Below are 25,807 nucleotides of genomic sequence, written 5' to 3' on the forward strand. Positions count from 1 at the left end.
CATTAAGCTGGCCCGCCGGTGACCGCTGCCCCATGCCGGGGCATGAAAAGCGGCATTATTGCCAGACTATAAATAAAGACAAAAGACGAGGAGCCATCATGAACAAACACGCCCTGCTCGCCATGTTGGCCGCATGCGCGATGCTGCCGGCAGCCGCTGCCGACATGAACAAAGTGTTGCGGGTGGCGATGAATGCCGCGGAAACCGGCTTCGATCCGGCCAAAGTGTCCGACCTGTACTCCAGCGCCATTAACGAGAACATCTACGATTCGCTGGTCAGCTACGACTACCTGGCGCGGCCGGCCAAGCTGGTGGCCAACACCAGCAGCGCACTGCCCACCGTGTCGGTGGACGGCAGGGTGTACACCTTCAAGCTCAAGCCCGGCATCTACTTTGCCGACGATGCCGCCTTCAAGGGCAAGAAGCGCGAGCTGACCGCCGCCGACTACGCCTACAGCATCAAGCGCCACCTCGACCCCACCGTGCGCTCGCCGTGGAGCTTCCTGGTGGATGGCCGCTTTATCGGCACCGACGAGCTGGTGAAGGCCGCCGGCAAGGGCGCGCTGAACTACGACACCCCGGTGGACGGCATCAAGGTACTGGACAAGTACACGCTGCAGCTCACCCTCACCAGCACCAACTTCAACTTCCTGTCCATTCTGGCGATGCCGGCCTTTGGCGCCGTGGCGCGCGAGGTGATCGAAGCCAACCGCGACAACACCAACGCCCACCCGGTGGGCACCGGCCCCTACCTGCTGAAAGAGTGGAAACCGGGCAGCAAGATCGTGCTGGAAGCCAACCCGGGCTACCGCAAGGTGGTGTTCGACAGCAGACCGGGCAACGACCCGGTGGACAAGGCGGTGGTACAGGCGTTGCAGGGCAAGACCCTGCCGCGGGTTGGCCGCGTGGAAGTGGCCATCATCGAAGAAGAACAGCCGCTGTGGCTGTCCTTCCTCAACCGCCAGCTGGACATCAGCGGCATCCCGCAGGCAGCCCTGCAGGACGCGCTGGTGATCGATCCGAAAAACCCGCTCAAGGTCAGACTGGCGGATAAATACGCGCGCCAGGGCATCCAGCTGCAACGCCAGCAGATGCAGGAAATCACCTTCCACTTCTTCAATATGCAGGACCCGGTGGTCGGCGGCGACAGCAAGGAAAAAATCGCGCTGCGCCGCGCCATCGCCATGGCGTTCCCGGTCAGCGAAACCATCGCCAGCATCCGCCGCGGCCAGGCGGTGCCGATGAACTACATCGTGCCGGCCGGAGTAGCCGGCCACAATCCGGCCTTCCGTGGCGCGCCCAAGTACGATCCGGCGGCGGCCAACGTGTTGCTGGACCGCTTCGGCTACCGTATCGGCGCCGACGGTTACCGCACCCGCCCGGACGGCAAGCCGCTGGCAATCGAACTGGCCTGCGGCACCAGCGCGCTGGACAAACAGTGGAACGAATACTGGCAGCAGGCGTTCGACAAGTTGAAAATCCGCCTCAGCTTCAAGCAGGGCAAGTGGAACGAGCTGTCCAAGGCCAACCACCAGGGCAAGCTGCAGATGTGGGGCATGGCCTGGGGCGCCGATTATCCGGACGGCGAGAACTTCATGCAGCTGCTGTACAGCAAGAATGCCGGCGACTCCAACGCCGCCGACTTCAAGAACGCCGACTACGACCGCCTGTTCGAAGCCTCGCTCAAGCTGCCGGACGGCCCGGAGCGCAACAAGCTGTACGACGCCATGAACAAGATCGCCGTGGTGCAGCAACCGTGGATCTACGGCGATATCCGCGTGCGCAGCACGCTGGCGCAGCCGTATGTGAAAGGGCTGAAGCTGCACCCGCTGCTGAACACCAGCTGGCGTTACCTGGACCTGCAGAAGTAAGCGGCCGCGGGCAGGAGGGTACATCATGCTGGCTTTCATCATCCGCCGCGTAGGACAAATGGTACCGACGCTGTTTGGCGTGATGCTGCTGTTGTTCGTGCTGTTCAACTGGGTGGGCGGCGATCCGTCCTACATCCTGGCCGGCAAGAACCTGAGCCCGGAAGCGCTGGCCAATATCCGCCACCAGCTGGGGCTGGACCTGCCGCTGCCGCAGCAGTTTCTGCTCTTCGTCAAGCAGGTGCTGACGCTGGATTTCGGCGTTTCGTGGTCCACCCAGCAGCCGGTATCCAGCATCCTGCACAGCCGCATCGGCCCGTCGCTGCTGCTCACCGGCAGCATCCTGCTGCTGGGCACCGTGCTGGCGGTGGTGATCGCCGCACTGGTGGCCTACCTGCGCGGCAGCCTCACCGACCGGCTGGTGACGCTGATCTCCACCTGCGCCATGTCGATCAGCGGGCTGGTGTACATCATCGCCGGCCAGTACTGGCTGGCGCACAAGGCCGGGCTGTTTCCCATCATGGGCTGGAGCGACCGCGTGACGGAAAACCTGCTGTACTACCTGCCGCTGCCGCTGCTGCTGGGGGTCATCGTCGGCCTGGCGCCGGACATCCGCTTTTACCGCAGCTGCTTTGTCGAGGAAATGAGCCACGACTACGTGCGCACCGCGCGCGCCAAGGGCCTGGCCGAGCCGGTGATCATGCTCAAGCACGTGCTGCGCAACGCCATGATCCCGGTAGTGACCTCGCTGATGATGTCACTGCCCTACCTGATGATGGGCGCCATGCTACTGGAAACCTTCTTCGGCATTCCCGGCATGGGCAAGGAGGTGGTGATGGCGGTGGATCGCAGCGATTTTCCGGTGATCAAGGCCATCACCATCTACATTGCGCTGGCCACCATGCTGTTCAACCTGTTGGCCGATATCGTTTACAAGCTGATCGACCCGCGGGTCCAGCTATCCTGATGCCATGTCCACACCCAGCTCCCTGCCGCCGCTGACTGCGGCCAACCCTTCCCACAACAGCCTGGCACGCCTGGGCTGGCGCCGGCTGCGCCGCGACCGGCTGGGCTTTGCCGCGCTGTGCATCGTCGGCGTCTACCTGCTGCTGGCGCTGGGCGCCTGGAGCGGCCTGCTGGCGCGCCACTGGCAGGATGAAGTGGCCAAACCGTTTGCGCCGCCAACGCTGTTCGTCGGTGTCGGCCCGCAGCACGTGGAACTGAACGCCGCCGATATCGACGCCGCCAGCCAGCGCAGCCGCGCCGCCGCCGCCGGCGACAGCAGCGCCGCCACCGGGCTGGCCGCCAGCGAAGACCCGCTGGCCGCCGACATGGCCGCCGCGCAGCAACAGGCGGCGCAGTACCGTAGCGCGGAAGCACCCAAGGCCGACAGCCTGCCGCTGGGCGCCGACCAGCGCGGCCGCGACGTGCTGCAAAAAGTATTGCAGGGCACCGCCACCTCGCTGCTGGTGGGGCTGAGCGGCGCGCTGCTGGCGCTGGCCATCGGCACCGTGCTGGGGGCGATCTCCGGCTACTTCGGCGGCCTGCTCGACGACCTGCTGCTGTGGGGCTATAGCGTATTCACCTCGGTGCCGGACATGCTGCTGTTGCTGGCCTTTGCCGCCGTCAGCGGCCGCGGCATCGGCACCGTGGTGCTGGTGATGGCGTTCACCAGCTGGACCGGCAGCTACCGCCTGATGCGCGCCGAATTCCTCAAGCATAAGAGCCGCGAATACGTGCGCGCCGCCGACGCCATCGGCGCCAGCCACAGCCGCCGCATGTTCCACCACATCCTGCCCAACGTCAGCCACCTGCTGCTGGTGCAGTTTTCCATGCTCACCGTGGCGCTGATCAAGTACGAGGCGATCCTGTCCTTCCTCGGCTTTGGCGTCGGCGTCACCCAGGTCAGCCTGGGCGCCATGCTGGCCGAGGCGCCGGCCGAGCTGCTGCAGGGCTACTGGTGGCAGATGCTCACCGTCACCGTGGTCATGTCGCTGCTGGTCACCGCCTTTGCACTGCTGACCGACAGCCTGCGCGACGCGCTGGACCCGAAAGTGAAGTAAGCCACGGTGAAAACAAGCTCCCCCCATGCCAGCGGCCCCGAAAGTGACAGCGTGACTACCCCGCCTTCCCCACCATTGCTGAGCATCCGCAACCTGCGCGTCAGCTTCCGCGACGAGCACGGCCACTGCGTGCCGGCGCTCAAGGGCATCAGCTTCGACATTCCGGCCGGGCGCACCGTGGCGCTGGTCGGCGAATCCGGCTCCGGCAAATCGGTCACCGCCATGGCCATCACCCGGCTGCTGCCGACGCATGGCTGCCAGATCGATGCCTGCAGCGAGATCCTGTTTGCCGGCCGCGACCTGCTGACCGCCAGCCGCCGCGAGCTGCGCCAGCTGCGCGGCGCCGACATCGCCATGGTGTTCCAGGACCCGATGACCTCGCTCAACCCGGTGTACACCGTCGGCGAACAGATCATCGAAACGCTGATGCTGCACACCAGGGTTGGCCGCAAGGCCGCGCACCAGCGCGCGGTGGCGCTGCTGAAGGAGGTCGGCCTGCCGACGCCGGACCTCAAGATGACCAGCTACCCGCACCAGTTGTCCGGCGGCCAGCAGCAGCGGGTGATGATCGCCATGGCCATCGCCTGCGAACCGAAGCTGCTGATCGCCGACGAGCCGACCACTGCGCTGGATGTCACCATCCAGCAGCAGATCCTGCAGCTGCTGGCCAGCCTGCAGAAAAAACACGGCATGGCGGTGCTGTTCATCAGCCACGATCTGGAGCTGGTCGGCCAGTTCGCCGACGAGGTGGTGGTGATGCACCACGGCAGCATCCGCGAACACGCGCCGGTGCAGCAGATTTTCGAGGCGCCGCAAGACGTGTACACCAAGGCACTGCTGTGCTGCCGACCGCACCTGGCCCGCCGCCCGGCGCGGCTGCCGGTGATCAAGGATTTTCTCGGCGAGGCCGGCTACAGCGAGCCGCCGCAACGCCAGCGCGGCTACCTGCCGGACGACGAGGTGATTCTGGAAGTGCAGAATCTGAGCGTGGAATACCACAGCCGCCACGGCTGGTTTGGCAAGCAGCACTGCTGCCAGGCGGTGCAGCAGGTGTCGTTCCAGCTGATGCGCGGCCGCACGCTGGGCATCGTCGGCGAATCCGGCTCCGGCAAGACCACGCTGGGCCTGACGCTGATGCGGCTGCAGGCCGCCAGCGCCGGCCGCGTGCTGTTTGCCGGCCACGACATGCTGGCGATGTCGCCGCGCCAGCTGTGCGATTACCGGCGCCGCATCCAGATCGTGTTCCAGAACCCGTATGCCTCGCTCAACCCGCGCTTCAGCGTGGCGCAGATCCTCACCGAGCCAATGCTGCTGCACGGCATCGGCCGCGATCACGCCGAACGGCTGCAGTTGGCCGGCAACTGGCTGGAGCGGGTCGGCCTCAGCCACCAGGCGCTGGGCAAGTACCCGCACGAGTTTTCCGGCGGCCAGCGCCAGCGCATCGCCATCGCCCGCTGCCTGACCATGCACCCGGACATCCTGATCTGCGACGAATCGGTGTCGGCGCTGGACGTATCGGTGCAGGCGCAGGTGCTCAACCTGCTGCAGGAACTACAGGACGAACTGGGGCTGTCCTACCTGTTCATCTCGCACGATCTGGCGGTGGTGAAGCACCTGTCGGACCAGGTGCTGGTGATGCAGCACGGCCGCTGCGTGGAACAGGGCGACGCCGACACGCTGTATGCCAAGCCGCAGCACCCGTACACCCGCCAGCTGCTGGCAGCCATCCCGCAAGGTTGGCCGCACAGCTTCAAGCCGCAGGTGGCGTAACCAGCACCTGCAGCAGCCAGGCGGCGGCCGGCCCCAGCGGCTGGCGCCGCGACCACACCGCATCGATACGCTGCCGCCGCGGCCAGCCGGGCAGTGGCAGCCGCTGCAGCGCGCTGCCGTAGCGTTCCACCAGCCAGTGCGGCAGCTCGGCCCAGCCAAAGCCGTGCAGCGCCATTTCCATCAGCAGCAGATAGCTGGGCGCCGACCAGCACTGCCCGCCGCTGTCCGGCTGCGGCGTGTCCTGGTAGGTGCGCAGCCGCAGCTCGCGCCAGCCGCGCAGCGCCGCCTCGTCCAGCGTGGCCTGCTGCGCCAGCGGGTGCCCCGCCGCCACGTACAGCGAGGTTTCCGCCGGCCGCGCCAGCGCCTGGTGCGCCAGATCGGCGCTGTAATCCGGCTGCGCGGTGAGCATGCCCAGGTGCGCGCGGCCGCTCTGCACCAGCGCCAGCACATCGTCCAGCTCGCCTACCAGGCACTCCAGCTCCACCCGCGGAAAGCGCTGCGCGAAGCTGCCCAGCACCGCCTCGAAATCGCCGGTGTGGAAGGTATCGGACAGCACGATGGTCAGCCGCGGCTCCTGCCCCTCGGCCAGCAGCTGCGCCTGCTGCCGCAGGCTATCCTGCGCCGCCAGCGTCTGCCGCGCATATGGCAACAAGCGCTGGCCGGCGGCGGTCAGCTGCGGCTGGCGGCCGCGACGCTCGAACAGCGCCACGCCCAGGTCGATCTCCAGATTGGCGATGGTTTCGCTGATGGTGGACTGGCGCTTGCCCAGGCTGCGCGCGGCGGCGGAAAACGAGCCCTGCTCCGCCGCCAGCACGAAGGCAATCAAGGCATCATTGGCAATCGACATATCGGTCACTCCGATAGAACCTAACTGTTATCTACGCAAAAAACCTATCACACTGCCACTCATCCCGATACCACAGGTTGGCCGCAACATGCATAGCGACGACAAAACCCTGCGCGAGCGCATTTTCCACGCCGTGCTGTACGAAGCCTGCGCCATGGCGCTGCTGGTGCCGCTGGGCAGCTGGCTGGCCGGTGCCGACATGGGCCACATCGGCGTGCTGGGGCTGATGATGTCCACCATCGCCATGCTGTGGAACATGCTGTTCAACGCGCTGTTCGAGCGGCTGGAGCGCCGCTGTGGCTGGCGGCGCACGCCGGCGGTGCGCAGCCTGCACGCCATCGGCTTCGAAGGCGGCATGCTGCTGCTGACCATCCCGGTGGTGGCGTGGTGGCTGGATTGCAGCCTGTGGCAGGCGCTGGTGCTGGATATCGGCGTGCTGCTGTTCTTCCTGCCCTACACCTATGTGTTCAACTGGAGCTACGACCACGCCCGCGGCCGCCTGCAGGCGCGGCGCGCACTGGGGCAGCAGGGCTGATTCCGACGTCACGCGCGAACGTATCGCGCGGCAGCCTCTACGTGTCGGCTGCCTAAACATGGATGGGAGCCGTCTGCCCCGCAGGCGCACCACTCGGGCCCTGGCGCCCTTGCACAGAAAGGCAGCCATCATGCGCGCGACCTTCGCTTCCCTGACCCTCTGCACCGCCCTGGCGCTTCCTGCCGCCAGTGCGGCCAACCTCAACTTCTATGCCTGGGCCGACTACCTGGCCCCGGACACCGTGCCCGCCTTCCAGCGCAGCAGCGGCATCCACCTGCGCTATGACAGCTTCGACAGCAACGAGGTGTTGCAGAGCAAGCTGCTTACCGGCCGCTCCGGCTACGACCTGGTGGTGCCGTCCAACACCTTTCTGGCGCGGCAGATTCCCGCCGGCGTGTACCAGCCGCTGGACAAGCAGCGGCTGCCGCACTGGTCCGGGCTGGACCCGGCCATCCTGCAACTGATGCAGCCGGCCGACCCGGGTAACCGTTACGCGGTGCCGCTGTTCTGGGGCATCAACACCCTGGGCATCAATGAGGCGCGGGTTGCCAGGGCGCTGGGCGGCCCGCTGCCGCCACGGCAATGGGCGCTGCTGTTCCAGCCGGAAACCGTCGCCAAGCTGAAAAGTTGCGGCGTCAGCCTGCTGGATTCTCCCAACGAGGTGTTTGCCGCCGCGCTGCACTACCTGGGCAAAACGCCCGCCAGCCAGCAGGCGGCCGACTATCAGGCGGCCGCGGCGCTGCTCAAGCGCATCCGCCCCTATATCACGCGCTTTTCCTCGTCCGGCTATATGGATGAAATGGCGCGCGGCGAGCTGTGCCTGGCGCTGGGCTATGGCGGCGATCTGAACATCGCCCGCCGCCGCGCCGAGGCGGCCGGCAACGGCGTACGCCTCCGCGCGCTGGTGCCGGCGGAAGGGGTCGGCGTGTGGGTGGACAGTTTTGCCGTGCCCAGAGATGCGGCCAACGTGGACGCCGCCTACCGCTTCATCGACTACAACCTGCAGCCGCGGGTGGCGGCGGCCAATGGCGATTTCGTCACCTATGCGCCGGCGGTGCTGGCGGCGCGCCCGCTGATGGCGGCGCAGCACCGCAACAACCCGTCCATCTTCCCCGGCGCGGCGGAGCTGAAAAACAGCTATGTGCTGACGCCGCTGGCGCCAGCGCTGCAACGGCTGGTGACCCGGCTGTGGCAGGACTTCAAGACGCGTAATTACTGAGCTGCCGCCGGCATTATGGCAGCAGCCGGATGCCGGCAAATCCCAGGTGGTGGGTCAGCTCGCGCACGATCAGCAAGGTAGCGGCGAACTCGGCGTCCACCGGCAGCCGTTCCAGCGCTGCCGGCCGCCCCTGCACCACCTCGGCAAAGCGGCCAAAAGTGTGCTCCAGCTGCTCGGTCGGCAGCCACAAGATGCCGTCGCCGCTGACACCGGCATGGCCGGCCAGCGCGCGTACCTCGGCATCGGCGCAGTACAGCTGGCTGTCGGCGGCCAAGGTTGGCCGCACCGGCGCCAGACTGTCTTCCACCTGCATGATGGCGTGCTCCATTTCCTGCACCGTTGGCGGCGCGTGGCGGAACAGGCTGGCGCCGAGCTGGGTGCCCAGCGCCAGCAGCGTACTACTGGCCGGCGCGGCGCCGCTGCCGCTGGCAAAGCCGCAGTGCCCGGCGCTCAGCTGCAACACGGTAATGGCGCCCTCCGGCTGCAGCGTACGGGCGCGCAGATACAGCTGGCGCAAAGTGTGATGAAGCTCGTGCATGACAATTCTCCAGAATCGGTGGCCGCCCAGGCCGTCGCACCGCAACGCACTCAGAGCTCTTCGCCGGCAAACAGCGGGTGGCCGGCGGTAAAGTCGATCAGGTAATCCAGCAGCGCCCGCACCCGCGCCGGCAGGTGGCGCTGTTGCGGCCACACCGCGTAGATATCGCGCGCATCGCCGCGCCAGTCCGGCAGCGCGCGCTGCAGACGGCCATCCGCCAGCGCGCGGTAGGCCTGGCTCAGCGGGCAATACAGGATGCCCAGCCCGGCGCAGGCCATGTCCACCGCCAGCTGGATTTCGTTGACCCGCAGCCGGGCAGTGGCCGGAGGCGGCAGATTCAGCCACTCGCCGCTGCTGCGGTGCTGCAGCCGCCATTCCATCAGCGGCTCGGCCAGCAGCAGCGCGTGCTGCGCCAGCTCATGCGGATGCTGCGGCCAACCATGCTGCTGCAGATAGGCCGGGGACGCCACCAGTACGGTAGGCGCGCGCCCCAGCAGCCGCTGGTTGAGCTGCGAATCCGGCAGCGGCCCGACGCGCACCGCCAGATCGGCACCGCTGCCGATCAGGTCTTCACGCTGGTTGCTCAGCTGCAGCTCCAGGTTGATCTGCGGGTGCGCCGTCATGAAGCCGGCCCACGCCGGCTGCAGCACGCCGGTAGCCAGCGTCACCGGCGCCAACACCCGCACCGTACCGGCCACGTGGTTGATGGCGCTGTCCAGCGCCTCGGTGGCCTGGCGCAGCGAATCCAGCAGCGGCCGGCAGCGCTCGTAGTACTGCCAGCCCTCGCTGCTGGGCACCAGCCGCCGCGCGCTGCGGTGCAGCAGGCGACAGCCCAGCTGCTGTTCCAGCCGCTGCAACCGCCGGGTCAGCGTGGCCGGCGGCATGCCGGCCCGCCCCGCCGCCGCATTCAGGCTGCCGCTTTCCACGATGCTCACGAACAGCGCCAGATCGTCCAGCATGATTCCATTCCTGCAATTTGATATTGAAATATTAGCTCTATTTGCACAAAGCGCGGTTGATTAAGCTGCCGCCATCGTTACTTGAGGAGCCACCGCCATGCCCGCCCCCCTGCGTCTGCGCCTGATGTTTGCGCTGCTGATGTCCTGCCTGATGTCGCTGCTGATGACTGCCTGGGTCACCTGGCTCAACCTCGGCGCCGGCCCGGCCTACCTCGCCCACTGGGGCAAGGCCTTTGTGGCGGCCTGGCCGGCGGCCTTCACCGTGGTGGTGCTGCTGGCGCCGACGGTGCAAAGGCTGAGTCTGAAACTGGTGGGCGGCCTGCCCGCCACCCGCGTGTAAACCCGAAGGAGAATCGCCATGTCCACCTTACGCCTGCCCTACTACCAGCTTTCCGCCAACGCCCTGTCCGGCCTGCGCCAGTGCAAGCAGGCACTGGAAGACAGCCCGCTGGGCCTGCCGCTGATCGAACTGGTCTACCTGCGCATCTCGCAGATCAACGGCTGCAGCTACTGCCTAGGGCTGCACGCCGACGCGCTGCGCGCACGCGGCGAGCCGCAGCAGCGGCTGGATGCGCTGGCCGGTTGGCATGCCAGCGCGCTGTTCAGCCCGCGCGAACGCGCTGCACTACAGTGGGCCGAGGCGCTGACCGCGCTGCCGGACAACCACGCGGCGGACGCCGACTACCAGCCGCTGGCCGCGCACTTCAGCGCGCAGGAAGTCTCCGACCTCACCTTCGCCATTGCGCTGATGAATGCCTTCAACCGCCTGGCGGTAGGCATGCGCCAGTAGCTGGCCGCCGATTTGGTTATTGCCGGACGGTGAACTATGGTTGGCCTAGCAACACCACTTGTGAAGGAGCCAACCATGACCCGTAGTACCCTGTTTTTACTGCTGGCACTGGGCGCGCTGAGCGGCTGTGCCGGCTACGGCCATCACGCCGGTATGCATGACGGCATGCAGATGGGCAGCGGCCAGATGATGGGCGATGGCCAGATGATGGGCGACGGCATGATGGCCGCCCAGGGCAGCGGCATGATGGGCGACGGCGCCATGATGATGGACCCGGCGATGTTCCATCAGGGCGTGCTGGCAGCCCAGGGCGGCAAAACGCTGTACCGCTTTGACAAGGACAGCGCCGGCAGCGGCAACAGTGTCTGCAACGATGCCTGCGCCGCCAAGTGGCCGCCGTTCATGGCGCCGCCGGCCGGCCAGGCGCGCGGCGATTTTGGCATCGTCACCCGCGACGACCACCGCCGGCAATGGAGCTACAAAGGCTGGCCGCTGTATTTCTGGAGTGGCGACCAGAAACCCGGCGACATGCTGGGCGACAACTTCAATGGCGTCTGGCATGTGATCAAACCGTAGCGGCGGCCGTGCCGGCCCCGGCAGCAGCAACAAGGTCAGGCGGATAACGCCTGACCTTTTTTTGTACAGCGGCCGCCGGCACGCCGGCGCAGCGGCATCGTCCGCCGCGGCGCCGCGCTAGTAGCCGCGCGCGCGCAGTACCAGGCCCAGACCATCCTGCCCGGCGGCCAGGCGGGCAAGGTTGGCCGCAATCTGCTCCACCGCCTGCTGGCGCAGAGTGATGGCGGCGATATGCGGCGTCACCGTCACCGCCGGGTGCTGCCACAGGCGGTGCCCAGTTGGCAGCGGTTCGCTGGCGAACACATCCAGCTGGGCGCAGCGCAGATGGCCGTTGTCCAGCTGATAGAGCAAGGCGTGCTCGTCCAGCAGATCGCCGCGGCCGGCGTTGATCAGCATCGCCCCCTCCGGCAATGCGGCTAACCTGCTGGCATTGAGCAGCCCCTGCGTTTCCGACGTCGATGGCAGCACGCAGGCCAGCACATCGCTGCCGGCCAGCAGCTCGTCCAGCCCCTCGTCGCCGAACAGGCAGTCCACGCCCGGCACCTGGCGCGGCGTGCGGCTCCAGCCGCTGACCTGATAGCCATCGGCCGCCAGCGCCTGCGCCACCGCGCGGCCGATCTCGCCCAGCCCCAGCACGCCGACGCGCACCTCGCCCGGCAGCCTTGGCGCCAGCATTTTCCATACCCCCGCCATCTGCTGGCGCCGGTAGATATCCATGTGCCGCTGGTAGGACAGCACGCCGAAGCGCACGTACTCCACCATCTGCGGCGCCATGCCGCCATCCAGTAGCCGGTAGATCGGCGCGGCCGGCGACAGGTCATCGCGCGCCAGCAGCTTGTCCACCCCGGCGCCCAGCGCGAACACCGCCTTGAGCTTGGGCAGGCCGGCGAACAGCGCCGGCGGCGGCCCCCAGGTAATCACGTACTCCACTGCCTCGGGCTGGTCGAGCTGCTCCAGGCTGACAAACTGCTGCTGCGGCAGGGCGGCGCGGAACAACGCCAGATAGGCGGCCACTTCTTTCGGGCTGGGGGTATGGATCAGGATCATGGCGGGTCCGGCAGAGAGGGAACAGACGCTTATCTTACTGTGGATGAAGCGCGGCCGGCAGCAGCCAGCGCCAGCGCGGGGCCCGCGCCGGCGACGCGGTTTCAGGCCAGCCGTTTTTTCAGATAGTGGCGCTGATGGCCCGGCGGGCAGTCTTCCAGCACGCCCAATGGCTGGAAACCCAGCTTGTGGTAAAACGCCGGCGCCTGAAAGCTGTAGGTGTACAGGAATACGCCGACACAGCCGCGGCGCGCGGCCTCGGCCTCGGCCTGCGCCATCAGCCGCGCGCCCAGCCCGGCACCGCGCTGCACATCATCCAGCCACAGGTAGTCGACATACAGCCAGCCCATGCCGGAATGGCCGAACAGCCCGCCCACCACCACGCCGGCCGCGTCGCGCGCATACAGCTCGAAATCCTGATAGGCGTAGTCGCCGATATGCTCGATGTTGTAGGCCTTCAGGCCTGCCTGCACCACCGCCCGCGCCGGCGCATCGGCGCCGAGGGTGAACTGGAAGCTGCTGTGCGACATGGTGACTCCCGGAGCAAGAAAACTGGCAGTCTAGCCACAATTCGCCCGCGGCGGCGAGGCGGCGGCCCGGATCTGCACGGCCCTGTCCCCGCCGCCGGGCGCGGCGCGCGATGGACTATGCTTGAGTCTGGCCGATGCCGGAAGGGTGCCATGATGGGCGCACGCGATTGCTGGCTACTGCTGTTGGCCGCCGGCCTGCCGCTGGCGGCGGCACGGGCGGAAACCGTGCTCACCATCGCCACCGGCGAGCTGCCACCATATGTCAGCGCCCTGCCGCAGCAAAGCTTTCTGACCGATCTGCTGCACGAGGTCGGCCACCAGATGAACGTACGCTTCCGCCTGGTGTTCATGCCGTGGAAACGCAGCGAGCGCTATGTCGAGGAAAAACGGGTGTGGGCCGCCGTCCCCTACGTGCCGACGCCGGAACGCAACGCGCGCTTTTACTTCTCCGTCCCGCTGTACCCCAAGAAGACGGTGTTCTTCTACTACAGCGCCAGTGGCCGGCCGAAGCAGATCAGCTACCAGCAGCTGCACGAGCTGCGGGGCTACCGCATCGGCGCGGTGCGCGGCTATTTCTACGAAAAGATGCTGCAGGAGGCGCAGCTGAGCCTGAGTTTTTCCAGCGGCGAGGAACAAGGACTGGGCATGCTGCACGCCGGGCGCATCGACCTGTTGCCAGCGCTGGAAACCACCGGCTGGTATCTGGTGGGCAAGCTGTTTCCGACGGAACGCCAGCATTTCTTTACCGTGGACAAGCCGCTGGACGTGGGCGCCAACTACCTGATGACGGCGCAGGACTACCCGAACGGCCAGCAGCTGCTGCAGCGCTTCAACACCGCGCTGCAGGCGGTGAAGAGCAATGGCAGCTACCAGCGCATCGCCCGCAAGCACGGCCTGGTGCTGGGCAACTGAGCGCGGCGTCACCATCCGGGGGCGGCGCTAGTCGGCGGCCAGCAACCGCGGGCGATGTTGGCCGCGCGGCTCAGGTGCCGCAGAAGGTGCGATAGCCAGTCATCAGCGCCGCCGGTGCCGGCTGGGTGTAGCGCTCCAGTCCGGCACGCTCGTTGAACGGCTGGGCTAGCACCGCCAGCAGCTGCCGCGTCGGCGCCATGTCGCCATGGTCGCTGGCGGCGGCCAGCGCCTCTTCCACCAGATGGTTGCGCGGGATGTACAAGGGGTTGGCCGCACGCAGCGCGGCGGCGACCTCGTCGGGCGCCAGCCCGCCGGCGGCCAGTTGCTGCCGCCACGACGCCAGCCAGCCGTCCAGCGCGGCCGGGGCGGCAAACTGCGTGCGCAGCCGCGCCGCGTCGCCGGCGACGGCATCCGCCAGATAACGCCACGCCAGGGTGTGGTCGGCCGCCTGCGCGGCCAACAGTGCCAGCCAGTCTTCCAGCAGCCCCGGCCCGTCCTGTGGCGGCAAGGCCAGCTTGCGGTAGCCCTGCACGCGCCAGTGCTGCAGGTATTGCTGCGCGAAGCCTTCCACGATTTCCGTCGCCGCCGGCACCGCGCTGGCCGGATCGTCCGGCGCGATCAGCGGCAGCAGCGTCTCAGCCAGCCGCGCCAGGTTCCACTGCGCGATCCACGGCTGGTTGCCGTAGGCGTAGCGCCCCTGGCTGTCGATGGAGCTGAACACGGTGTCCGGGTCGTAGTCGTCCATGAAGGCGCAGGGACCGAAGTCGATGCTCTCGCCGGACAGCGTCATGTTGTCGGTGTTCATCACGCCGTGGATGAAGCCGACGTGCATCCACTGCGCAATCAGCTGCGCCTGCGCCGCGCACACGCCTTGCAGCAGCGCCAGGTAGGGGTTGGCCGCAGCCGCCGGTGCCGGGTAGTGGCGGGCGATGGTGTAGTCGGCCAGTGCCTTGAGCTGCTCGTACTCGCCGCGAGCAGCAAAGTACTGGAAGGTGCCGACGCGGATGTGGCTGGCGGCCACCCGGGTCAGCACCGCACCCGGCAGCGTGGTTTCGCGGTACACCTCTTCGCCGGTGGCCACTACCGCCAGCGCACGGGTGGTGGGAATGCCCAGCGCCTGCAGCGCCTCGCCGATGATCAGCTCGCGCAGCATCGGCGCCACCGCCGCCTTGCCGTCGCCGCGACGCGAGAACGGCGTGCGCCCGCTGCCCTTGAAGGCGATGTCGCGACGTTGGCCGCGGCGGTCAATCACCTCGCCCAGCAGCAGCGCGCGGCCATCGCCCAGGCTGGGGGAAAAACCGCCGAACTGGTGGCCGGCATAGGCCTGCGCCACCGGCTGGGCACCGTCCGGCAATTGCGCGCCGGAGAACTGTGCGGCCAACGTTTCCGCTGCCAGCGCCGTCGTGTCCAGCCCCAGCTCCTGCGCCAGTGCCGCGTTCCAGTACAGCAGGCTGGGGGCGCGCGGCGCGGCCGGCTGCCAGGGGGTGGCGTGTTGCGGCAGGTCGCGGGCGTAGCTGTTGTCAAAGGCAATGGTGGGCATGATCTGGCTTTCCGCTACGAAGATTGATTGAGGTTCGACCGTGCCCCGGCGGCAAGGTGCGGCGCGCGAGACAGCAAAAAGCCGCCCCGGAGGGCGGCTGACACAAACGGGTTAACGGCTGCGGCCAACCTTGCCGCCCGGTTTGGCGCCACCACCGCCACGGCCGGTGTTGGGCTTGGCGGCGGCGGGCTTACCGGCCGGGGCCTTGCCTGCTGGCGGTTTGGCCGCGGCCGATTTGGCGCTGGCGCTGAAGCTCTTGCCCTGGCCGTTGCCACGCGGGCTGCCGGCCGGGGCGCGCTGCCCTTGCGGCTTGCCACGGTTCAACGGCTGCTGACCGAAGCGATGGCGCGCGGCGGCCGCCTTGTCGCCCGGCGGGGTCGGCGGAATCAGGCAGTGTTTGGCGTGGCCGATCAGATCGCTACGGCCCATGCTGATCAGCGCGTCGTAGATGATCTGCCAGTTGTCCGGATGGTGGTAGCGCAGCAGCGCCTTGTGCAGCTTGCGGCGGTAGCCGTCGCGCACCACGTCCACCTTTTCCGAGCTGCGCGACAGGCGCTTCAGCGGGTTGCGGCGGGTGTGCCACATGGTGGTGGCCATCGCCATCGGCGTCGGGGTGAAGGTCTGCACCTGGTCGAGGCGGAAGTTGTTCTTCTTCAGCCACAGCGCCAGGTTGACCATGTCTTCGTCGCTGGTGCCCGGATGGGCGGCGATGAAGTACGGAATCAGGTACTGCTCTTTGCCGGCCTGGCGGCTGAAGCGCTCGAACAGCTCCTTGAACTTGTCGTAGGCACCCATGCCCGGCTTCATCATCTTGGACAGCGGACCGTCCTCGGTGTGTTCCGGCGCGATCTTCAGGTAGCCGCCGACGTGGTGCTGCACCAGCTCCTTGATGTACTCCGGCGATTTCACCGCCAGGTCGTAGCGCAGGCCGGACTGGATGTTGATCTTCTTGATGCCCGGCAGCGCGCGCGCCTTGCGGTACAGCTGGATCAGGTGGCTGTGGTCGGTGCCGAGGTTCTCGCAGATGTCCGGATAGACGCAGGACAGCTTGCGACAGGAACGCTCGATCTTCGGGTCCTTGCAGCTCAGGCGATACATATTGGCGGTGGGGCCGCCGAGGTCGGAGATGTGACCGGTAAAGCCCGGCGTCTTGTCGCGGATCTCCTCGATCTCTTTCAGGATCGATTCTTCCGAACGGCTCTGGATGATGCGGCCTTCGTGCTCGGTAATGGAGCAGAAGGTACAGCCGCCGAAGCAGCCGCGCATGATGTTGACCGAGTACTTGATCATCTCCCATGCCGGGATGTGGGCATCGCCGTAGCTGGGGTGCGGGTTGCGCGCGTACGGCAGGCCGAACACGAAGTCCATTTCCTCGGTACTGAGCGGGATCGGCGGCGCATTCAGCCACACATCACGCGTGCCGTGCAGCTGCACCAGCGCACGGGCGTTGCCCGGGTTGGACTCCAGGTGCAGGGTGCGGCTGGCGTGCGCGTACAGTACCGGGTCGTGCGCCACCGCCTCGTAGGACGGGATGCGGATCACGGTCTTGGCGCGCTCGGCACGGCGCTTGGCCAGGCGCTCTTCGCGCGACTCGATGCGGATCACCTGCGGTTTGCTGGCATCGTTGGCCGCAGTGGCCTCGGCCGCCTGTTCCGGGATTTCCTGGTACGGGTTGAGGTGCGGGTCGACTTTGCCCGGCACGTCCACCACGCTGGAATCCATCTCCTGCCACTCGTCGTCCGGGCGCCAGCCGTGCGGCACCATGAAGGCGGTACCGCGGATGTCGCGCATCTCGGACAGCTTCTCGCCCTTGGCGGCGCGGTGGGCAATCTCCACCAGCGCACGCTCGGCGTTGCCGTACAGCAGGATGTCGGCCTTGGAGTTCACCAGCACCGACTGGCGCACTTTGTCGCTCCAGTAGTCGAAGTGGGCGATGCGGCGCAAGGACGCCTCGATGGAACCGATCATCACGCCGATGCCGGGATAGGCTTCGCGGCAGCGCTGCGCGTACACCGTCACCGCGCGGTCCGGGCGCTTGTTGGCCTCGGCGTGCGGGGTGTAGGCATCGTCGGAGCGCGGTTTGCGGTCGGCGGTGTAGCGGTTGATCATCGAGTCCATGTTGCCGGCGGTGACGCCGAAGAACAGGTTGGGCTTGCCCAGCTCGCGGAAGGCGTCGGCGCTGTTCCAGTCCGGCTGGGCGATGATGCCGACGCGGAAGCCCTGCGCCTCCAGCAGACGGCCCACCAGCGCCATGCCGAAGCTGGGGTGATCGATGTAACAGTCGCCGCTGATGATGATGATGTCGCAGCTGTCCCAACCCAGTTCGTCCATTTCGGCACGGGTCATGGGCAGGAACGGGGCGGTGCCGAAACGGCTGGCCCAGTATTTACGGTAACTGTCGATGGCTTGCGGAGCTGCGGGAAGCGTCATTGTCAAAACGGCATTTCTGAAGGAACCGCGCATTGTGCCAGAAAGCGCCGGCCCTTTCAGCAAAAAAAGGCTTTTTTTTCATTGACATAGCCTGCAAATAACCCTGCAACGCGACAGGGTTTAGCCATGCTGGCGGCGCGGTTTACCACTGTGTTCTGCATTTGCTGTTGCGGCACGGTGAGGCGTGTCAAATACTGAACATGGTTGGCCGCAATAATCTGCCGCCGCCACGCCGCAGGATACCCGCGCATGAAGACCACGCCGCTGTGCACCGCCCTGCTTGCCCTGTGCTGCCTGCTGCCCGGCCGCCTGCAGGCGCGCGAGCTGGTGGTGGCCTTTGGCGAATCGCTGGAGCCGTACGTGATCCCGCAACTGGAAAGCGGCATCGAGGTGGACATCGTGCGCGCCGCATTGCAAGTCAGCGGCATCCAGATCAAGCCGGTGTTCCTGGCGCAGAAACGGCTGCCGTATGCCTTTGGCAGCAAGGAGATCGAGGCCATCGCCACCATGGTGCCCGGCTACGGCGTCAACGGCGCCTACTCCGATATCTACATCCACTACGAAGACAAGGCCATTACCCTGGCCGAACGCGGGCTGCAGCTCAACCACATCGCCGATCTGGCGCGCTATCGCGTGCTGGCGTTTCCGCTGGCAAGCCAGTACCTGGGCGACGAGTTTGCCCGCCTGGTGCGCCAGCACCCGGCCTACAGCGAAACCGGCAACCAGCTGGACCAGAACCGCCTGCTCTACCGTGGCAGCGTGGACGTGGTGGTGGCCGATGTGCACATTTTCAATTACATGAACCGGCGCATGCAGACCGATTTTCACGAAGCGCCACGCGAAGTGAAGTATCACGATCTGTTTCCGCGCATTCCGTACCGGGTGCTGTTCCGCTCGCCGCAACTGCGCGACCGCTTCAACGACGGCCTGCAGCAGCTGCAGCGCAGCGGCGCCTACCAGCAGATCATCGACCGCTACAGCTAGCCCGCCGACAGGCGACGGCTTCCGCTAGAATGGCGGCCTCGACTCCTCATCCCCGCCGCCATGAAACGTACCGCCAGCCTGCTGGGCCTCAGCGTACTGCTGGGTGCCTGCGCCACCCCCGCCCCGATCGCCCCCGTTGCCATGCCGGCGCCGGTACTCACCCCACCGCCGGAAGCCAGCCAGCCGGTGGCAGTCGTGCCGCCGCTCACACCGCCAGCGGTCATCAGCACCCTGCCCACGGCACCAACGGCGCCGCGCCCGGCGGCGGCCAACCCGCGGCAGCTGCTGGGTAAGCTGCTGCCGGACTACGTGAAGCCACGCGATGGCTGGCGCGACGACATCCTGGGCGCCTTCAACGCGCTGCAACTGAACGCCAATGCCGAGAACCTGTGCGCAGTGATTGCGGTCATCGAGCAGGAGTCCACCTTCCAGGCCGACCCGGTGGTGCCGGGCCTGCCCAAGATCGTGTGGAGCAAGATCGGCGAAAAGGCCGGTGGCTACTACGTTCCGCTGGGGCTGGTGAAGACCGCGCTGCTGAAAACCTCGCCGGATGGGCGCAGCTACAAGGCGCGCATCGACAGCCTGCGCACCGAAGGCGAGATGAACGAGCTGTTCGAGGACATGGCGGCCGAGGCGCAAAGCCTGAACCTGCCGGTAGGCATGAAGAACCCGATTCGCACCGGCGGCCCGATGCAGGTGAGCGTGGAGTTTGCCGAAGCCCACGTGCGCGCCTGGCCCTACCCCTACGCGCGGCGCGGCAGCGTGCGCAGCGAGGTGTTCAGCCGCCGCGGCGGCGTGTACTTCGGCAGCGCCATCCTGCTGCAATACCCGGTGAACTACAGCCAGATGCTGTACCGCTTTGCCGATTTCAACGCCGGCCGCTACGCCAGCCGCAATGCCGCCTTCCAGCTGGCGGTCGGCAAGCTCAGCGGCAGCAAGCTGACGCCAGACGGCGACCTGCTGCGTTACCAGAACGGTGCGCCGGCACGCGCCGCCAGCAGCACGCAGCAGGCGCTGAGCAAGCTGCGCGGCAAGCTGCAGCTGAGCGAGGCGGACATGCTGCGCGATCTGAAGCAGGAAAAAAGCTTCGGCTTTATCGACAGCCCGCTGTATCGCAAGGTGATGCAGTTGGCCGACAGCCAGCAAGGCGGCCGCGTGCCGCGTGAAGCGCTGCCGCAAATCCGCCTGCAAAGCCCCAAGATCACCCGCAAGCTCACCACCGCCTGGTTTGCCGAGCGCGTCGACTGGCGCTACCAGCAGTGCCTGCAGCGCGCACGCTAACGCAGCGCCCCGCCGCAGATAGACCAAAACGCCGCGTCGTGTGCCGACGCGGCGTTTTGTCATCCGGCCGCATCGCCCGTGCGGCCAACGTTGGCCGCGCGGGCATGTGCTAGCACCGCTCAGCTGCCGTTGCCCAGCAGCGTCTCGCGGGTCAAGGTAATCCACGCTCGCGCCGCGTGCGACAGATAGCTGTTTTTCTTCCAGATCAGGCCGATATGCCACTCGATGTGCTTGTTGTCGATCGGCACCACATCAAACTCGGCCGCCTCCAGCCGCCCCGCTACCGCCAGTGGCAGCAGCGCCACCCCCAGCCGTGCCTTGACCATCGCCACGATGAAGTCCCAGTGCGCACTGCGCCCGGCAATGTTCACGCTCTTACCCAGCAGGCGGTAGGCATCGCTGATGCGCGTCGCCAGCGAGAAATCCTCCGGGTAGAACACGATGGGCTGGTCGACAATGTCCGCCAGCTGCAGCGAGCTGCGCCCATGCCACGGACTGCCGGCGGGGGCGACCAGGCACAGCGGATCGTGTACCAGGCTCAGGCTGTCGAACACGTTGTCGTCCACCGGCAGCACCGCGGCGCCGATCTCCAGTTGCCCGGAACGCACACTGCTCTCGATGGCGCGCGCGCCGTCCTCCACCATTTTCAGCTCCACCCCCGGATAGCGATCGCGAAAGGTACCCACCACCGGGGCAAAGAAGGCGCCGCCGGACATCGGCGGCAGTCCCACCACCAGCTCGCCGCGCGACAGCGACACCAGGTCGGCCAGCGCACTGTTCAGCCGCTGATGGGCGGCCAACACGTCCTGGCCGCGCAGGTACACCACCTTGCCGGCATCGGTGAGATGGAAGGTCTTGCCTTCCTTGACCAGCAGCGGCATGTCCAGCTCTTCTTCCAGCTGGCGCACCATCTTGCTGATGGTGGGCTGGGTGACAAACAAGGCTTCGGCAGCCCGGGTGAAGTTCTGCCGCCGCACCAATTCGGTGAAATAACGCAGCGCTTTGACGTCCATTTCCAATCATTCCATTTTGGAATCATATTTATAATTTTAATTCATTTTTAGAATGAAAAGAACCTGCATATACTCCACATCACTCTCTGTGTTGTGTTGTGGCTCGTAACAACAGCCCGCCGTAACACTTGCTGCAGTAATAGGTCTCTCCTCCCGTTACTGCCGGTTACGACAGGTTGTCGTCCGATGCGGCTCTGCCAAGTTGGACAAGGCACCAGCGAATGCTGGACAGGATTGACTGGTGCCTCGTGCATCCGGGGATGGTGTACGGGGTTTTACCGCTGTATCCCTTTACGAGCGTTGTTATGCCGGCTTTCGAGCCGGCTTTTTTTTGCCTGTCGCAAATGCGCTGCCAGTTGGCCGCAACCGGTCGGCATAAGTAGACCGCCGGCTCACCGCGGAAGTAGCGCGGGAATGCTGCGGAAGTGGTGCGGGAATGCCGCCGCAGCCGGAACCACGGATAGTATGTCTGAACGACGAAAAGCAAAAAGCCACCTTGCGGTGGCTTTTTGCTTGAGTCTGGCGTCCCCACGGGGAGTCGAACCCCGGTTATCGCCGTGAAAGGGCGGTGTCCTAGGCCTCTAGACGATGGGGACTGGGTGGCGCACCCGGAGCGATTCGAACGCCCGACCCTTTGGTTCGTAGCCAAATACTCTATCCAACTGAGCTACGGGTGCGCGGTCTGGCGGAGAAAGAGGGATTCGAACCCTCGATACAGGTTTAAGCCCGTATGCTTCCTTAGCAGGGAAGTGCCTTCGACCTCTCGGCCATTTCTCCGTCAAGAGAACGCCATATTAATTAACATAGCGCTCCCTGTCAAGCTTTGCTTGCAGGATTTATGCCTGCACCTGATCCAGGCCGAAAACCTTGTGCAGCACGCGCACGGCCAGCTCCAGGTATTTCTCGTCGATCAGCACCGATACCTTGATCTCAGAAGTAGAGATCATCTGGATATTGATGCCCTCTTCCGCCAGGGTGCGGAACATGGTGGAGGCAATGCCACAGTGCGAGCGCATGCCCACACCAACGATGGACACCTTGGCTACCTTGTCGTCGGCATCGATCTTGCCGGCGCCGATATGGGTCTGCACATCACGCAGGATGGCAAGGGTGCGCTGGAACTCGCCGCGCGGCACGGTGAAGGAGAAATCGGTGGTGCCGTTCTCACCCACGTTCTGGATGATCATGTCCACTTCGATATTGGCGTCGGCGATCGGGCCCAGGATCTGGTAGGCGATGCCCGGCTTGTCCGGCACGCCTTTTACGTTGATGCGCGCTTCGTTACGGTCAAACGCGATACCGGCAACAACGGCCTTTTCCATATTCTCATCTTCCTCAAACGTAATCAGTGTGCCTTCGCCCTCGTCTTCGAAACTGGAGAGCACGCGCAGGCGTACCTTGTATTTGCCGGCGAACTCCACCGAGCGGATCTGCAGCACCTTGGAGCCCAGGCTGGCCATTTCGATCATCTCTTCGAAAGTGATGGTCTTCAGGCGGCGGGCTTCCGGCACCACGCGCGGGTCGGTGGTGTAAACGCCGTCAACGTCGGTGTAGATCTGGCATTCGTCGGCACCCAGCGCGGCGGCCATGGCCACGGCGGAGGTGTCGGAACCACCGCGCCCCAGCGTGGTGATACTGCCGTTTTCGTCGATCCCCTGGAAGCCGGCGACCACCACTACGCGCCCAGCGGACAGGTCGGCACGCATGGCGGCATCGTCGATGGACTGGATGCGCGCCTTGGTGTGCGAGCTATCGGTGGTGACACGCACCTGCCAGCCACAGTAGCTCTTGGCCGGTACGCCGATTTCATTCAGCGCCATGGACAATAGGCCAATGGTGACCTGTTCGCCGGTAGACATGATCACGTCCAGCTCGCGCGGATCCGGGTAGTCCTGGATTTCCTTGGCCAGCGCAATCAGGCGGTTGGTTTCGCCGCTCATCGCGGAAACGACAACCACCACTTGATGTCCCTGGGCCTTCCATTTGGCGACACGGCGGGCCACGTTCTTGATGCGCTCCGGGGAGCCCATCGAGGTACCGCCGTACTTTTGTACGATAAGTGCCATGTTTGTTTTCTTTAGATCGGGTTTGGATGTCGGACGATGATTCTGGCCCGAGACGGCCCCGGCTGGCAAGGCATCCGGCGCCGTTTTTTATAGCGGTTTTTGCTATGCACCATCCGTAAATGGCACATAGTCGAGTGGATACAGCAGTGTATTAAAAGCGAATGGCCACTGTACGCATCCGGCAGCCGTCACGGCATGGCGAACAAGGCCGGCTCGGCCATCGCCGCACACTGCCCTTCCAGTTCGGCGATGCGCTCCAGCCAGTATTGTTCGCTGCCGAACCACGGAAACGCCGCTGGAAACGCCGGATCATCCCAGCGTGCGGCCAACCAGGCGCAGTAATGCAGCAGCCGCAGACTGCGCAGCGGTTCGATCAGCCGCAGCTCGCGGTAGTCGAACTCGGCAAAGTCCTCGTAGCCGGCCAGAATCTCGGCCAGCTGCGCCGCCTGCTGCTGGCGATCGCCCGACAGCAGCATCCACACATCCTGCACCGCCGGCGCCATGCGGCTATCGTCCAGATCAACGAAATGCGGCCCCTCCGGCGTCCACATCACGTTGCCGGCGTGACAGTCGCCATGGCTGCGCAGCCAGGTGATATCCGGCAGCGCGGCAAACGCGGCGTCTACCTGCCGCAACACCTCCCGGCCGGCGCTCTCCATGCGTGCAGCCAGATGGCCAGACAGCTGTGGGCAGGCCAGGATGCGCAGCAACGCCTGATGGCCGAAGCTGTGGCTATCCAAGGTTGGCCGTACGTCAAAGCGCCGCGTGGCGCCTACCAGGTGGATGCGGCCGAGGAACCGCCCCAGCCATTGCAATACCTGTGGATCGTCCAGCTCCGGCGCGCGACCGCCGCGGCGCGGAAACAGCGTGAAACGGAAGCCCTGCCAGTGCGCCAGACTGTTGCCGTCAAACAGCAGCGGCGCCACCACCGGGATTTCCGCCGCTGCCAGCTCGGCGGCAAAGGCGTGTTCTTCCAGAATCTGCGCATCGCTCCAGCGCTGCGGGCGGTAGAACTTGGCCACCAGCGGCGGGCCGTCGTCCATACCTATCTGATAGACACGGTTTTCGTAGCTGTTCAGCGCCAGCAGATGACCATCGCAGCGCAAGCCCAGGCTTTCCACCGCATCCAGGATCAGGTCCGGCGTCAGCGCGGCATAAGGATGTAAAGTGCTCATCGCGCCATTATGCGCTGCGGCCAACCTTTGCGCATGCCGCCAGCTGGCTTACCATCTGCCCATGAGCACATCATTTACCTATTTTGAAGCCGAAGACCGCCTGCTGGTGGTGATCCAGCCCGGCCCCCACAAACTGTGGCTGACGCGGCGGCTGGCGCAGGCCATCGTGCATGACATCGCCGGCATTTTTGCCAGCCAGGTGCCTGGCGACGGCATCCCCGGTGCCGGCAGCGCCGAGGAGCGCATCGCGCTGGAACATCAGATGGCGATGAATGGCGAAGACCTGCCGCAGGACGACGGCGGCAAGGCGATGCAATACAGCAGCGAGCCGCCCGCCCGCGCACGCGACGGCGACATCCAGCTGTGCACCGGGCTGGATGCCAAGGCCGGCAGCAATTACGCCAGCATCGGCTTCGTGATCGGCGACAGCACGCTGAACCTCAAGCTCAGCCGCGCCGGCTTCCACCGCCTGCTGCGCGGCGTCGCGCTGTGCGGCACGCAAGCCGGCTGGCAGCTGCAGGGCGTGCCGTCGTGGCTGACGCAGAGCCTGCTGGGCAATCTGCTGGCGTCGCTACCACCGCTGGATGAGGCACCGGACGACGATCCGGATGCCACCTGAGTGCTTATTCATCCAGCCTTAAGCCGGCGCGGCTAGACTCGCCGCCGAGCTCCATTATTTCGAAAGCCATCATGCCCACTATGCAGCCAATGCAAGATCACGAACATGTCGATGCCCGCGAACATCTGGCCGCCCGCCGCAGCCTGTGGGTCAGTGTGGCGCTCAACCTGGTGCTGACTGCGCTGCAGGCTGTCACCGGCTTGCTGGCCGGCTCGCAAGCACTGGTGGCCGATGCCATGCACTCGCTGTCCGACCTGCTGGCCGACTTTGTCGCCATGCTGGCCGGCCACCACAGCCGCAAGGAAGCGGACGACGACCACCACTACGGCCATCACCGCTATGAAACCGCGGCTTCGCTGGCGCTGGGCGTGTTGTTGCTGGCCGCCGGTGCCGGCATGCTGTGGACTGCGGCGGGCAAGTTTGCCGGCAGCACCCCGCTGGGCAGCGTGCACCCGGCGGCGCTGGTCGTGGCGGTGATTACCCTGCTGAGCAAGGAAGGCCTGTTCCGCTACATGCTGGCCATCGCCGAAAAAGTACGCTCCAGCATGCTGGTGGCCAATGCCTGGCACGCGCGCGCCGATGCCGCCTCGTCGCTGGTGGTGGCGCTGGGTATCGGCGGCAACCTGCTGGGTTACACCTGGCTGGACCCGGTGGCGGCGCTGCTGGTGGGCTTCATGGTCGGCAAGACCGGCTGGGGCTTTGCCTGGGATGCGCTGGGCGACCTGATGGACCGTGCCGCCGACGAGCACAGCGTGGCCGCCATCCGCCAGACCCTGCTGGACACCCCCGGCGTGCTCGGCCTGCACGATCTGCGCACCCGCCGCATGGGCGACATGATCCTGGTCGACGTGCACCTGGAGCTGGCCGCCGAGCAAACCGTGCGCGAAGGCCACGACATCGCAGTGCAGGCACGCGAACGGGTGATGGCGGCGTTCCCGGTGCTGGATGTGATGACCCATGTTGATCCGGTCTAGTCCGCCAGCCGCCACCACAAAACCGGGGCCTACCCCGGTTTTTTCATGCCCAAGGTTGGCCGCAGGCCCTCGTC

General features: G+C 66.0%; 24 protein-coding genes and 3 tRNA genes. 14 read left to right on the forward strand and 13 right to left on the reverse strand.

Annotated elements, in window-relative coordinates; genetic code table 11:
• The first annotated feature begins 98 nt into the window (after window positions 1–98).
• The 4 genes from ABNW52_RS12145 to ABNW52_RS12160 are packed head-to-tail and all read left to right on the forward strand — an operon-like array spanning window position 99 to window position 5,701.
• A complete protein-coding gene (locus tag ABNW52_RS12145; protein WP_349588120.1) occupies window positions 99–1,871 on the forward strand; it encodes an ABC transporter substrate-binding protein in 1,773 nt (590 codons plus the stop codon).
• 25 nt (window positions 1,872–1,896) lie between these two features.
• Window positions 1,897–2,835: an ABC transporter permease gene (locus ABNW52_RS12150; protein ID WP_349588122.1), complete on the forward strand. Its 939-nt coding sequence runs from the start codon at window positions 1,897–1,899 to the stop codon at window positions 2,833–2,835.
• 4 nt (window positions 2,836–2,839) lie between these two features.
• Window positions 2,840–3,931: an ABC transporter permease gene (locus tag ABNW52_RS12155; protein WP_349588124.1), complete on the forward strand. Its 1,092-nt coding sequence runs from the start codon at window positions 2,840–2,842 to the stop codon at window positions 3,929–3,931.
• Between the two features lie 51 nt (window positions 3,932–3,982).
• Window positions 3,983–5,701 carry an ABC transporter ATP-binding protein gene (locus ABNW52_RS12160; protein ID WP_349588126.1) on the forward strand — a complete coding sequence of 573 codons (1,719 nt, stop codon included), beginning with the start codon at window positions 3,983–3,985 and terminating at the stop codon, window positions 5,699–5,701.
• On the opposite strand, the gene ABNW52_RS12165 is transcribed toward ABNW52_RS12160, so the two are convergent.
• Window positions 5,682–6,548: a LysR family transcriptional regulator gene (locus ABNW52_RS12165; RefSeq protein ID WP_349588128.1), complete on the reverse strand. Its 867-nt coding sequence runs from the start codon at window positions 6,546–6,548 to the stop codon at window positions 5,682–5,684. The genes ABNW52_RS12160 and ABNW52_RS12165 overlap by 20 nt on opposite strands.
• Before the next feature lie 88 nt (window positions 6,549–6,636).
• Between ABNW52_RS12165 and ABNW52_RS12170 the strand changes: the two genes are divergently transcribed.
• Window positions 6,637–7,083: a multidrug/biocide efflux PACE transporter gene (locus ABNW52_RS12170; RefSeq protein WP_349588130.1), complete on the forward strand. Its 447-nt coding sequence runs from the start codon at window positions 6,637–6,639 to the stop codon at window positions 7,081–7,083.
• Window positions 7,084–7,213: 130 nt separating this feature from the next.
• Window positions 7,214–8,302 (forward strand): polyamine ABC transporter substrate-binding protein, encoded by a 1,089-nt coding sequence (locus ABNW52_RS12175; protein WP_349588133.1) that lies wholly within the window; start codon window positions 7,214–7,216, stop codon window positions 8,300–8,302.
• Between the two features lie 13 nt (window positions 8,303–8,315).
• Here the strand turns inward: ABNW52_RS12175 and ABNW52_RS12180 are convergent, their stop codons facing one another.
• Both ABNW52_RS12180 and ABNW52_RS12185 read right to left on the reverse strand, forming a co-directional pair.
• On the reverse strand, window positions 8,316–8,840 hold the full coding sequence (locus tag ABNW52_RS12180) for a hypothetical protein (protein ID WP_349588136.1): 525 nt from the start codon (window positions 8,838–8,840) through the stop codon (window positions 8,316–8,318).
• A 50-nt stretch (window positions 8,841–8,890) separates the two neighbouring features.
• Window positions 8,891–9,799 carry a LysR family transcriptional regulator gene (locus ABNW52_RS12185; protein ID WP_349588138.1) on the reverse strand — a complete coding sequence of 303 codons (909 nt, stop codon included), beginning with the start codon at window positions 9,797–9,799 and terminating at the stop codon, window positions 8,891–8,893.
• Window positions 9,800–9,896: 97 nt separating this feature from the next.
• Here ABNW52_RS12185 and ABNW52_RS12190 point away from each other — a divergent pair, with 97 nt between their 5' ends.
• From ABNW52_RS12190 to ABNW52_RS12200, 3 genes are all read left to right on the forward strand, one after another.
• Window positions 9,897–10,139, forward strand: coding sequence for a DUF2798 domain-containing protein (locus ABNW52_RS12190; RefSeq protein ID WP_349588140.1), 243 nt, complete (start codon window positions 9,897–9,899; stop codon window positions 10,137–10,139).
• Between the two features lie 18 nt (window positions 10,140–10,157).
• Window positions 10,158–10,589: a carboxymuconolactone decarboxylase family protein gene (locus ABNW52_RS12195; RefSeq protein ID WP_349588143.1), complete on the forward strand. Its 432-nt coding sequence runs from the start codon at window positions 10,158–10,160 to the stop codon at window positions 10,587–10,589.
• Window positions 10,590–10,664: 75 nt separating this feature from the next.
• Window positions 10,665–11,165, forward strand: a complete 501-nt coding sequence (locus tag ABNW52_RS12200) for a COG4315 family predicted lipoprotein (RefSeq protein ID WP_349588145.1) — start codon at window positions 10,665–10,667, stop codon at window positions 11,163–11,165.
• A gap of 117 nt (window positions 11,166–11,282) precedes the next feature.
• Here ABNW52_RS12200 and ABNW52_RS12205 read toward each other — a convergent pair whose 3' ends face one another.
• Window positions 11,283–12,212: a 2-hydroxyacid dehydrogenase gene (locus ABNW52_RS12205; protein WP_349588147.1), complete on the reverse strand. Its 930-nt coding sequence runs from the start codon at window positions 12,210–12,212 to the stop codon at window positions 11,283–11,285.
• 101 nt (window positions 12,213–12,313) lie between these two features.
• Window positions 12,314–12,739, reverse strand: coding sequence for a GNAT family N-acetyltransferase (locus ABNW52_RS12210; protein WP_349588150.1), 426 nt, complete (start codon window positions 12,737–12,739; stop codon window positions 12,314–12,316).
• Between the two features lie 150 nt (window positions 12,740–12,889).
• On the opposite strand from ABNW52_RS12210, the gene ABNW52_RS12215 reads away from it, so the two are divergent.
• Complete coding sequence (locus ABNW52_RS12215) at window positions 12,890–13,651, forward strand: substrate-binding periplasmic protein (protein WP_349588153.1); 762 nt, start codon at window positions 12,890–12,892, stop codon at window positions 13,649–13,651.
• A gap of 70 nt (window positions 13,652–13,721) precedes the next feature.
• On the opposite strand, the gene ABNW52_RS12220 is transcribed toward ABNW52_RS12215, so the two are convergent.
• Window positions 13,722–15,191 carry a protein adenylyltransferase SelO gene (locus ABNW52_RS12220; protein ID WP_349588156.1) on the reverse strand — a complete coding sequence of 490 codons (1,470 nt, stop codon included), beginning with the start codon at window positions 15,189–15,191 and terminating at the stop codon, window positions 13,722–13,724.
• Window positions 15,192–15,302: 111 nt separating this feature from the next.
• Window positions 15,303–17,621 carry a YgiQ family radical SAM protein gene (locus ABNW52_RS12225; protein WP_349588158.1) on the reverse strand — a complete coding sequence of 773 codons (2,319 nt, stop codon included), beginning with the start codon at window positions 17,619–17,621 and terminating at the stop codon, window positions 15,303–15,305.
• Window positions 17,622–17,870: 249 nt separating this feature from the next.
• Here ABNW52_RS12225 and ABNW52_RS12230 point away from each other — a divergent pair, with 249 nt between their 5' ends.
• Window positions 17,871–18,605, forward strand: coding sequence for a substrate-binding periplasmic protein (locus ABNW52_RS12230; protein ID WP_349588161.1), 735 nt, complete (start codon window positions 17,871–17,873; stop codon window positions 18,603–18,605).
• Window positions 18,606–18,665: 60 nt separating this feature from the next.
• A complete protein-coding gene (locus tag ABNW52_RS12235; protein ID WP_349588163.1) occupies window positions 18,666–19,886 on the forward strand; it encodes a DUF1615 domain-containing protein in 1,221 nt (406 codons plus the stop codon).
• A gap of 119 nt (window positions 19,887–20,005) precedes the next feature.
• Here the strand turns inward: ABNW52_RS12235 and ABNW52_RS12240 are convergent, their stop codons facing one another.
• From ABNW52_RS12240 to ABNW52_RS12265, 6 genes are all read right to left on the reverse strand, one after another.
• Window positions 20,006–20,899 carry a LysR family transcriptional regulator gene (locus tag ABNW52_RS12240; protein WP_349588166.1) on the reverse strand — a complete coding sequence of 298 codons (894 nt, stop codon included), beginning with the start codon at window positions 20,897–20,899 and terminating at the stop codon, window positions 20,006–20,008.
• A gap of 520 nt (window positions 20,900–21,419) precedes the next feature.
• Window positions 21,420–21,495, reverse strand: a tRNA-Glu gene (locus ABNW52_RS12245).
• Window positions 21,496–21,499: 4 nt separating this feature from the next.
• Window positions 21,500–21,576 (reverse strand) — tRNA-Arg (locus ABNW52_RS12250).
• 6 nt (window positions 21,577–21,582) lie between these two features.
• A tRNA-Ser gene (locus ABNW52_RS12255) sits at window positions 21,583–21,676 on the reverse strand.
• A 59-nt stretch (window positions 21,677–21,735) separates the two neighbouring features.
• On the reverse strand, window positions 21,736–22,965 hold the full coding sequence (locus ABNW52_RS12260; protein ID WP_349588167.1) for an aspartate kinase: 1,230 nt from the start codon (window positions 22,963–22,965) through the stop codon (window positions 21,736–21,738).
• Window positions 22,966–23,153: 188 nt separating this feature from the next.
• Window positions 23,154–24,140: a serine/threonine protein kinase gene (locus ABNW52_RS12265; RefSeq protein WP_349588170.1), complete on the reverse strand. Its 987-nt coding sequence runs from the start codon at window positions 24,138–24,140 to the stop codon at window positions 23,154–23,156.
• Window positions 24,141–24,201: 61 nt separating this feature from the next.
• On the opposite strand from ABNW52_RS12265, the gene ABNW52_RS12270 reads away from it, so the two are divergent.
• Together ABNW52_RS12270 and ABNW52_RS12275 are read left to right on the forward strand one after the other, a co-directional pair.
• Window positions 24,202–24,759, forward strand: a complete 558-nt coding sequence (locus ABNW52_RS12270; RefSeq protein ID WP_349588173.1) for a hypothetical protein — start codon at window positions 24,202–24,204, stop codon at window positions 24,757–24,759.
• Between the two features lie 89 nt (window positions 24,760–24,848).
• Window positions 24,849–25,733 carry a cation diffusion facilitator family transporter gene (locus ABNW52_RS12275; protein ID WP_349588176.1) on the forward strand — a complete coding sequence of 295 codons (885 nt, stop codon included), beginning with the start codon at window positions 24,849–24,851 and terminating at the stop codon, window positions 25,731–25,733.
• Window positions 25,734–25,807: the final 74 nt, after the last annotated feature.

It is taken from the genome of Vogesella oryzagri, assembly GCF_040148885.1.
Classification (GTDB): Bacteria; Pseudomonadota; Gammaproteobacteria; order Burkholderiales; family Chromobacteriaceae; genus Vogesella; species Vogesella oryzagri.

What these genes read in the sequence shown, in the direction of transcription:
- ABNW52_RS12145 (WP_349588120.1), top strand. Translation starts at nt 99, where the DNA reads ATGAACAAACACGCCCTGCTCGCCATGTTGGCCGCATGCGCGATGCTG.
- ABNW52_RS12150 (WP_349588122.1), top strand. Translation starts at nt 1,897, where the DNA reads ATGCTGGCTTTCATCATCCGCCGCGTAGGACAAATGGTACCGACGCTG.
- ABNW52_RS12155 (WP_349588124.1), top strand. Translation starts at nt 2,840, where the DNA reads ATGTCCACACCCAGCTCCCTGCCGCCGCTGACTGCGGCCAACCCTTCC.
- ABNW52_RS12165 (WP_349588128.1), bottom strand. Translation starts at nt 6,548, where the DNA reads ATGTCGATTGCCAATGATGCCTTGATTGCCTTCGTGCTGGCGGCGGAG.
- ABNW52_RS12170 (WP_349588130.1), top strand. Translation starts at nt 6,637, where the DNA reads ATGCATAGCGACGACAAAACCCTGCGCGAGCGCATTTTCCACGCCGTG.
- ABNW52_RS12175 (WP_349588133.1), top strand. Translation starts at nt 7,214, where the DNA reads ATGCGCGCGACCTTCGCTTCCCTGACCCTCTGCACCGCCCTGGCGCTT.
- ABNW52_RS12180 (WP_349588136.1), bottom strand. Translation starts at nt 8,840, where the DNA reads ATGCACGAGCTTCATCACACTTTGCGCCAGCTGTATCTGCGCGCCCGT.
- ABNW52_RS12185 (WP_349588138.1), bottom strand. Translation starts at nt 9,799, where the DNA reads ATGCTGGACGATCTGGCGCTGTTCGTGAGCATCGTGGAAAGCGGCAGC.
- ABNW52_RS12190 (WP_349588140.1), top strand. Translation starts at nt 9,897, where the DNA reads ATGCCCGCCCCCCTGCGTCTGCGCCTGATGTTTGCGCTGCTGATGTCC.
- ABNW52_RS12195 (WP_349588143.1), top strand. Translation starts at nt 10,158, where the DNA reads ATGTCCACCTTACGCCTGCCCTACTACCAGCTTTCCGCCAACGCCCTG.
- ABNW52_RS12200 (WP_349588145.1), top strand. Translation starts at nt 10,665, where the DNA reads ATGACCCGTAGTACCCTGTTTTTACTGCTGGCACTGGGCGCGCTGAGC.
- ABNW52_RS12205 (WP_349588147.1), bottom strand. Translation starts at nt 12,212, where the DNA reads ATGATCCTGATCCATACCCCCAGCCCGAAAGAAGTGGCCGCCTATCTG.
- ABNW52_RS12210 (WP_349588150.1), bottom strand. Translation starts at nt 12,739, where the DNA reads ATGTCGCACAGCAGCTTCCAGTTCACCCTCGGCGCCGATGCGCCGGCG.
- ABNW52_RS12215 (WP_349588153.1), top strand. Translation starts at nt 12,890, where the DNA reads ATGATGGGCGCACGCGATTGCTGGCTACTGCTGTTGGCCGCCGGCCTG.
- ABNW52_RS12220 (WP_349588156.1), bottom strand. Translation starts at nt 15,191, where the DNA reads ATGCCCACCATTGCCTTTGACAACAGCTACGCCCGCGACCTGCCGCAA.
- ABNW52_RS12225 (WP_349588158.1), bottom strand. Translation starts at nt 17,621, where the DNA reads ATGACGCTTCCCGCAGCTCCGCAAGCCATCGACAGTTACCGTAAATAC.
- ABNW52_RS12230 (WP_349588161.1), top strand. Translation starts at nt 17,871, where the DNA reads ATGAAGACCACGCCGCTGTGCACCGCCCTGCTTGCCCTGTGCTGCCTG.
- ABNW52_RS12235 (WP_349588163.1), top strand. Translation starts at nt 18,666, where the DNA reads ATGAAACGTACCGCCAGCCTGCTGGGCCTCAGCGTACTGCTGGGTGCC.
- ABNW52_RS12240 (WP_349588166.1), bottom strand. Translation starts at nt 20,899, where the DNA reads ATGGACGTCAAAGCGCTGCGTTATTTCACCGAATTGGTGCGGCGGCAG.
- ABNW52_RS12260 (WP_349588167.1), bottom strand. Translation starts at nt 22,965, where the DNA reads ATGGCACTTATCGTACAAAAGTACGGCGGTACCTCGATGGGCTCCCCG.
- ABNW52_RS12265 (WP_349588170.1), bottom strand. Translation starts at nt 24,140, where the DNA reads ATGAGCACTTTACATCCTTATGCCGCGCTGACGCCGGACCTGATCCTG.
- ABNW52_RS12270 (WP_349588173.1), top strand. Translation starts at nt 24,202, where the DNA reads ATGAGCACATCATTTACCTATTTTGAAGCCGAAGACCGCCTGCTGGTG.
- ABNW52_RS12275 (WP_349588176.1), top strand. Translation starts at nt 24,849, where the DNA reads ATGCAAGATCACGAACATGTCGATGCCCGCGAACATCTGGCCGCCCGC.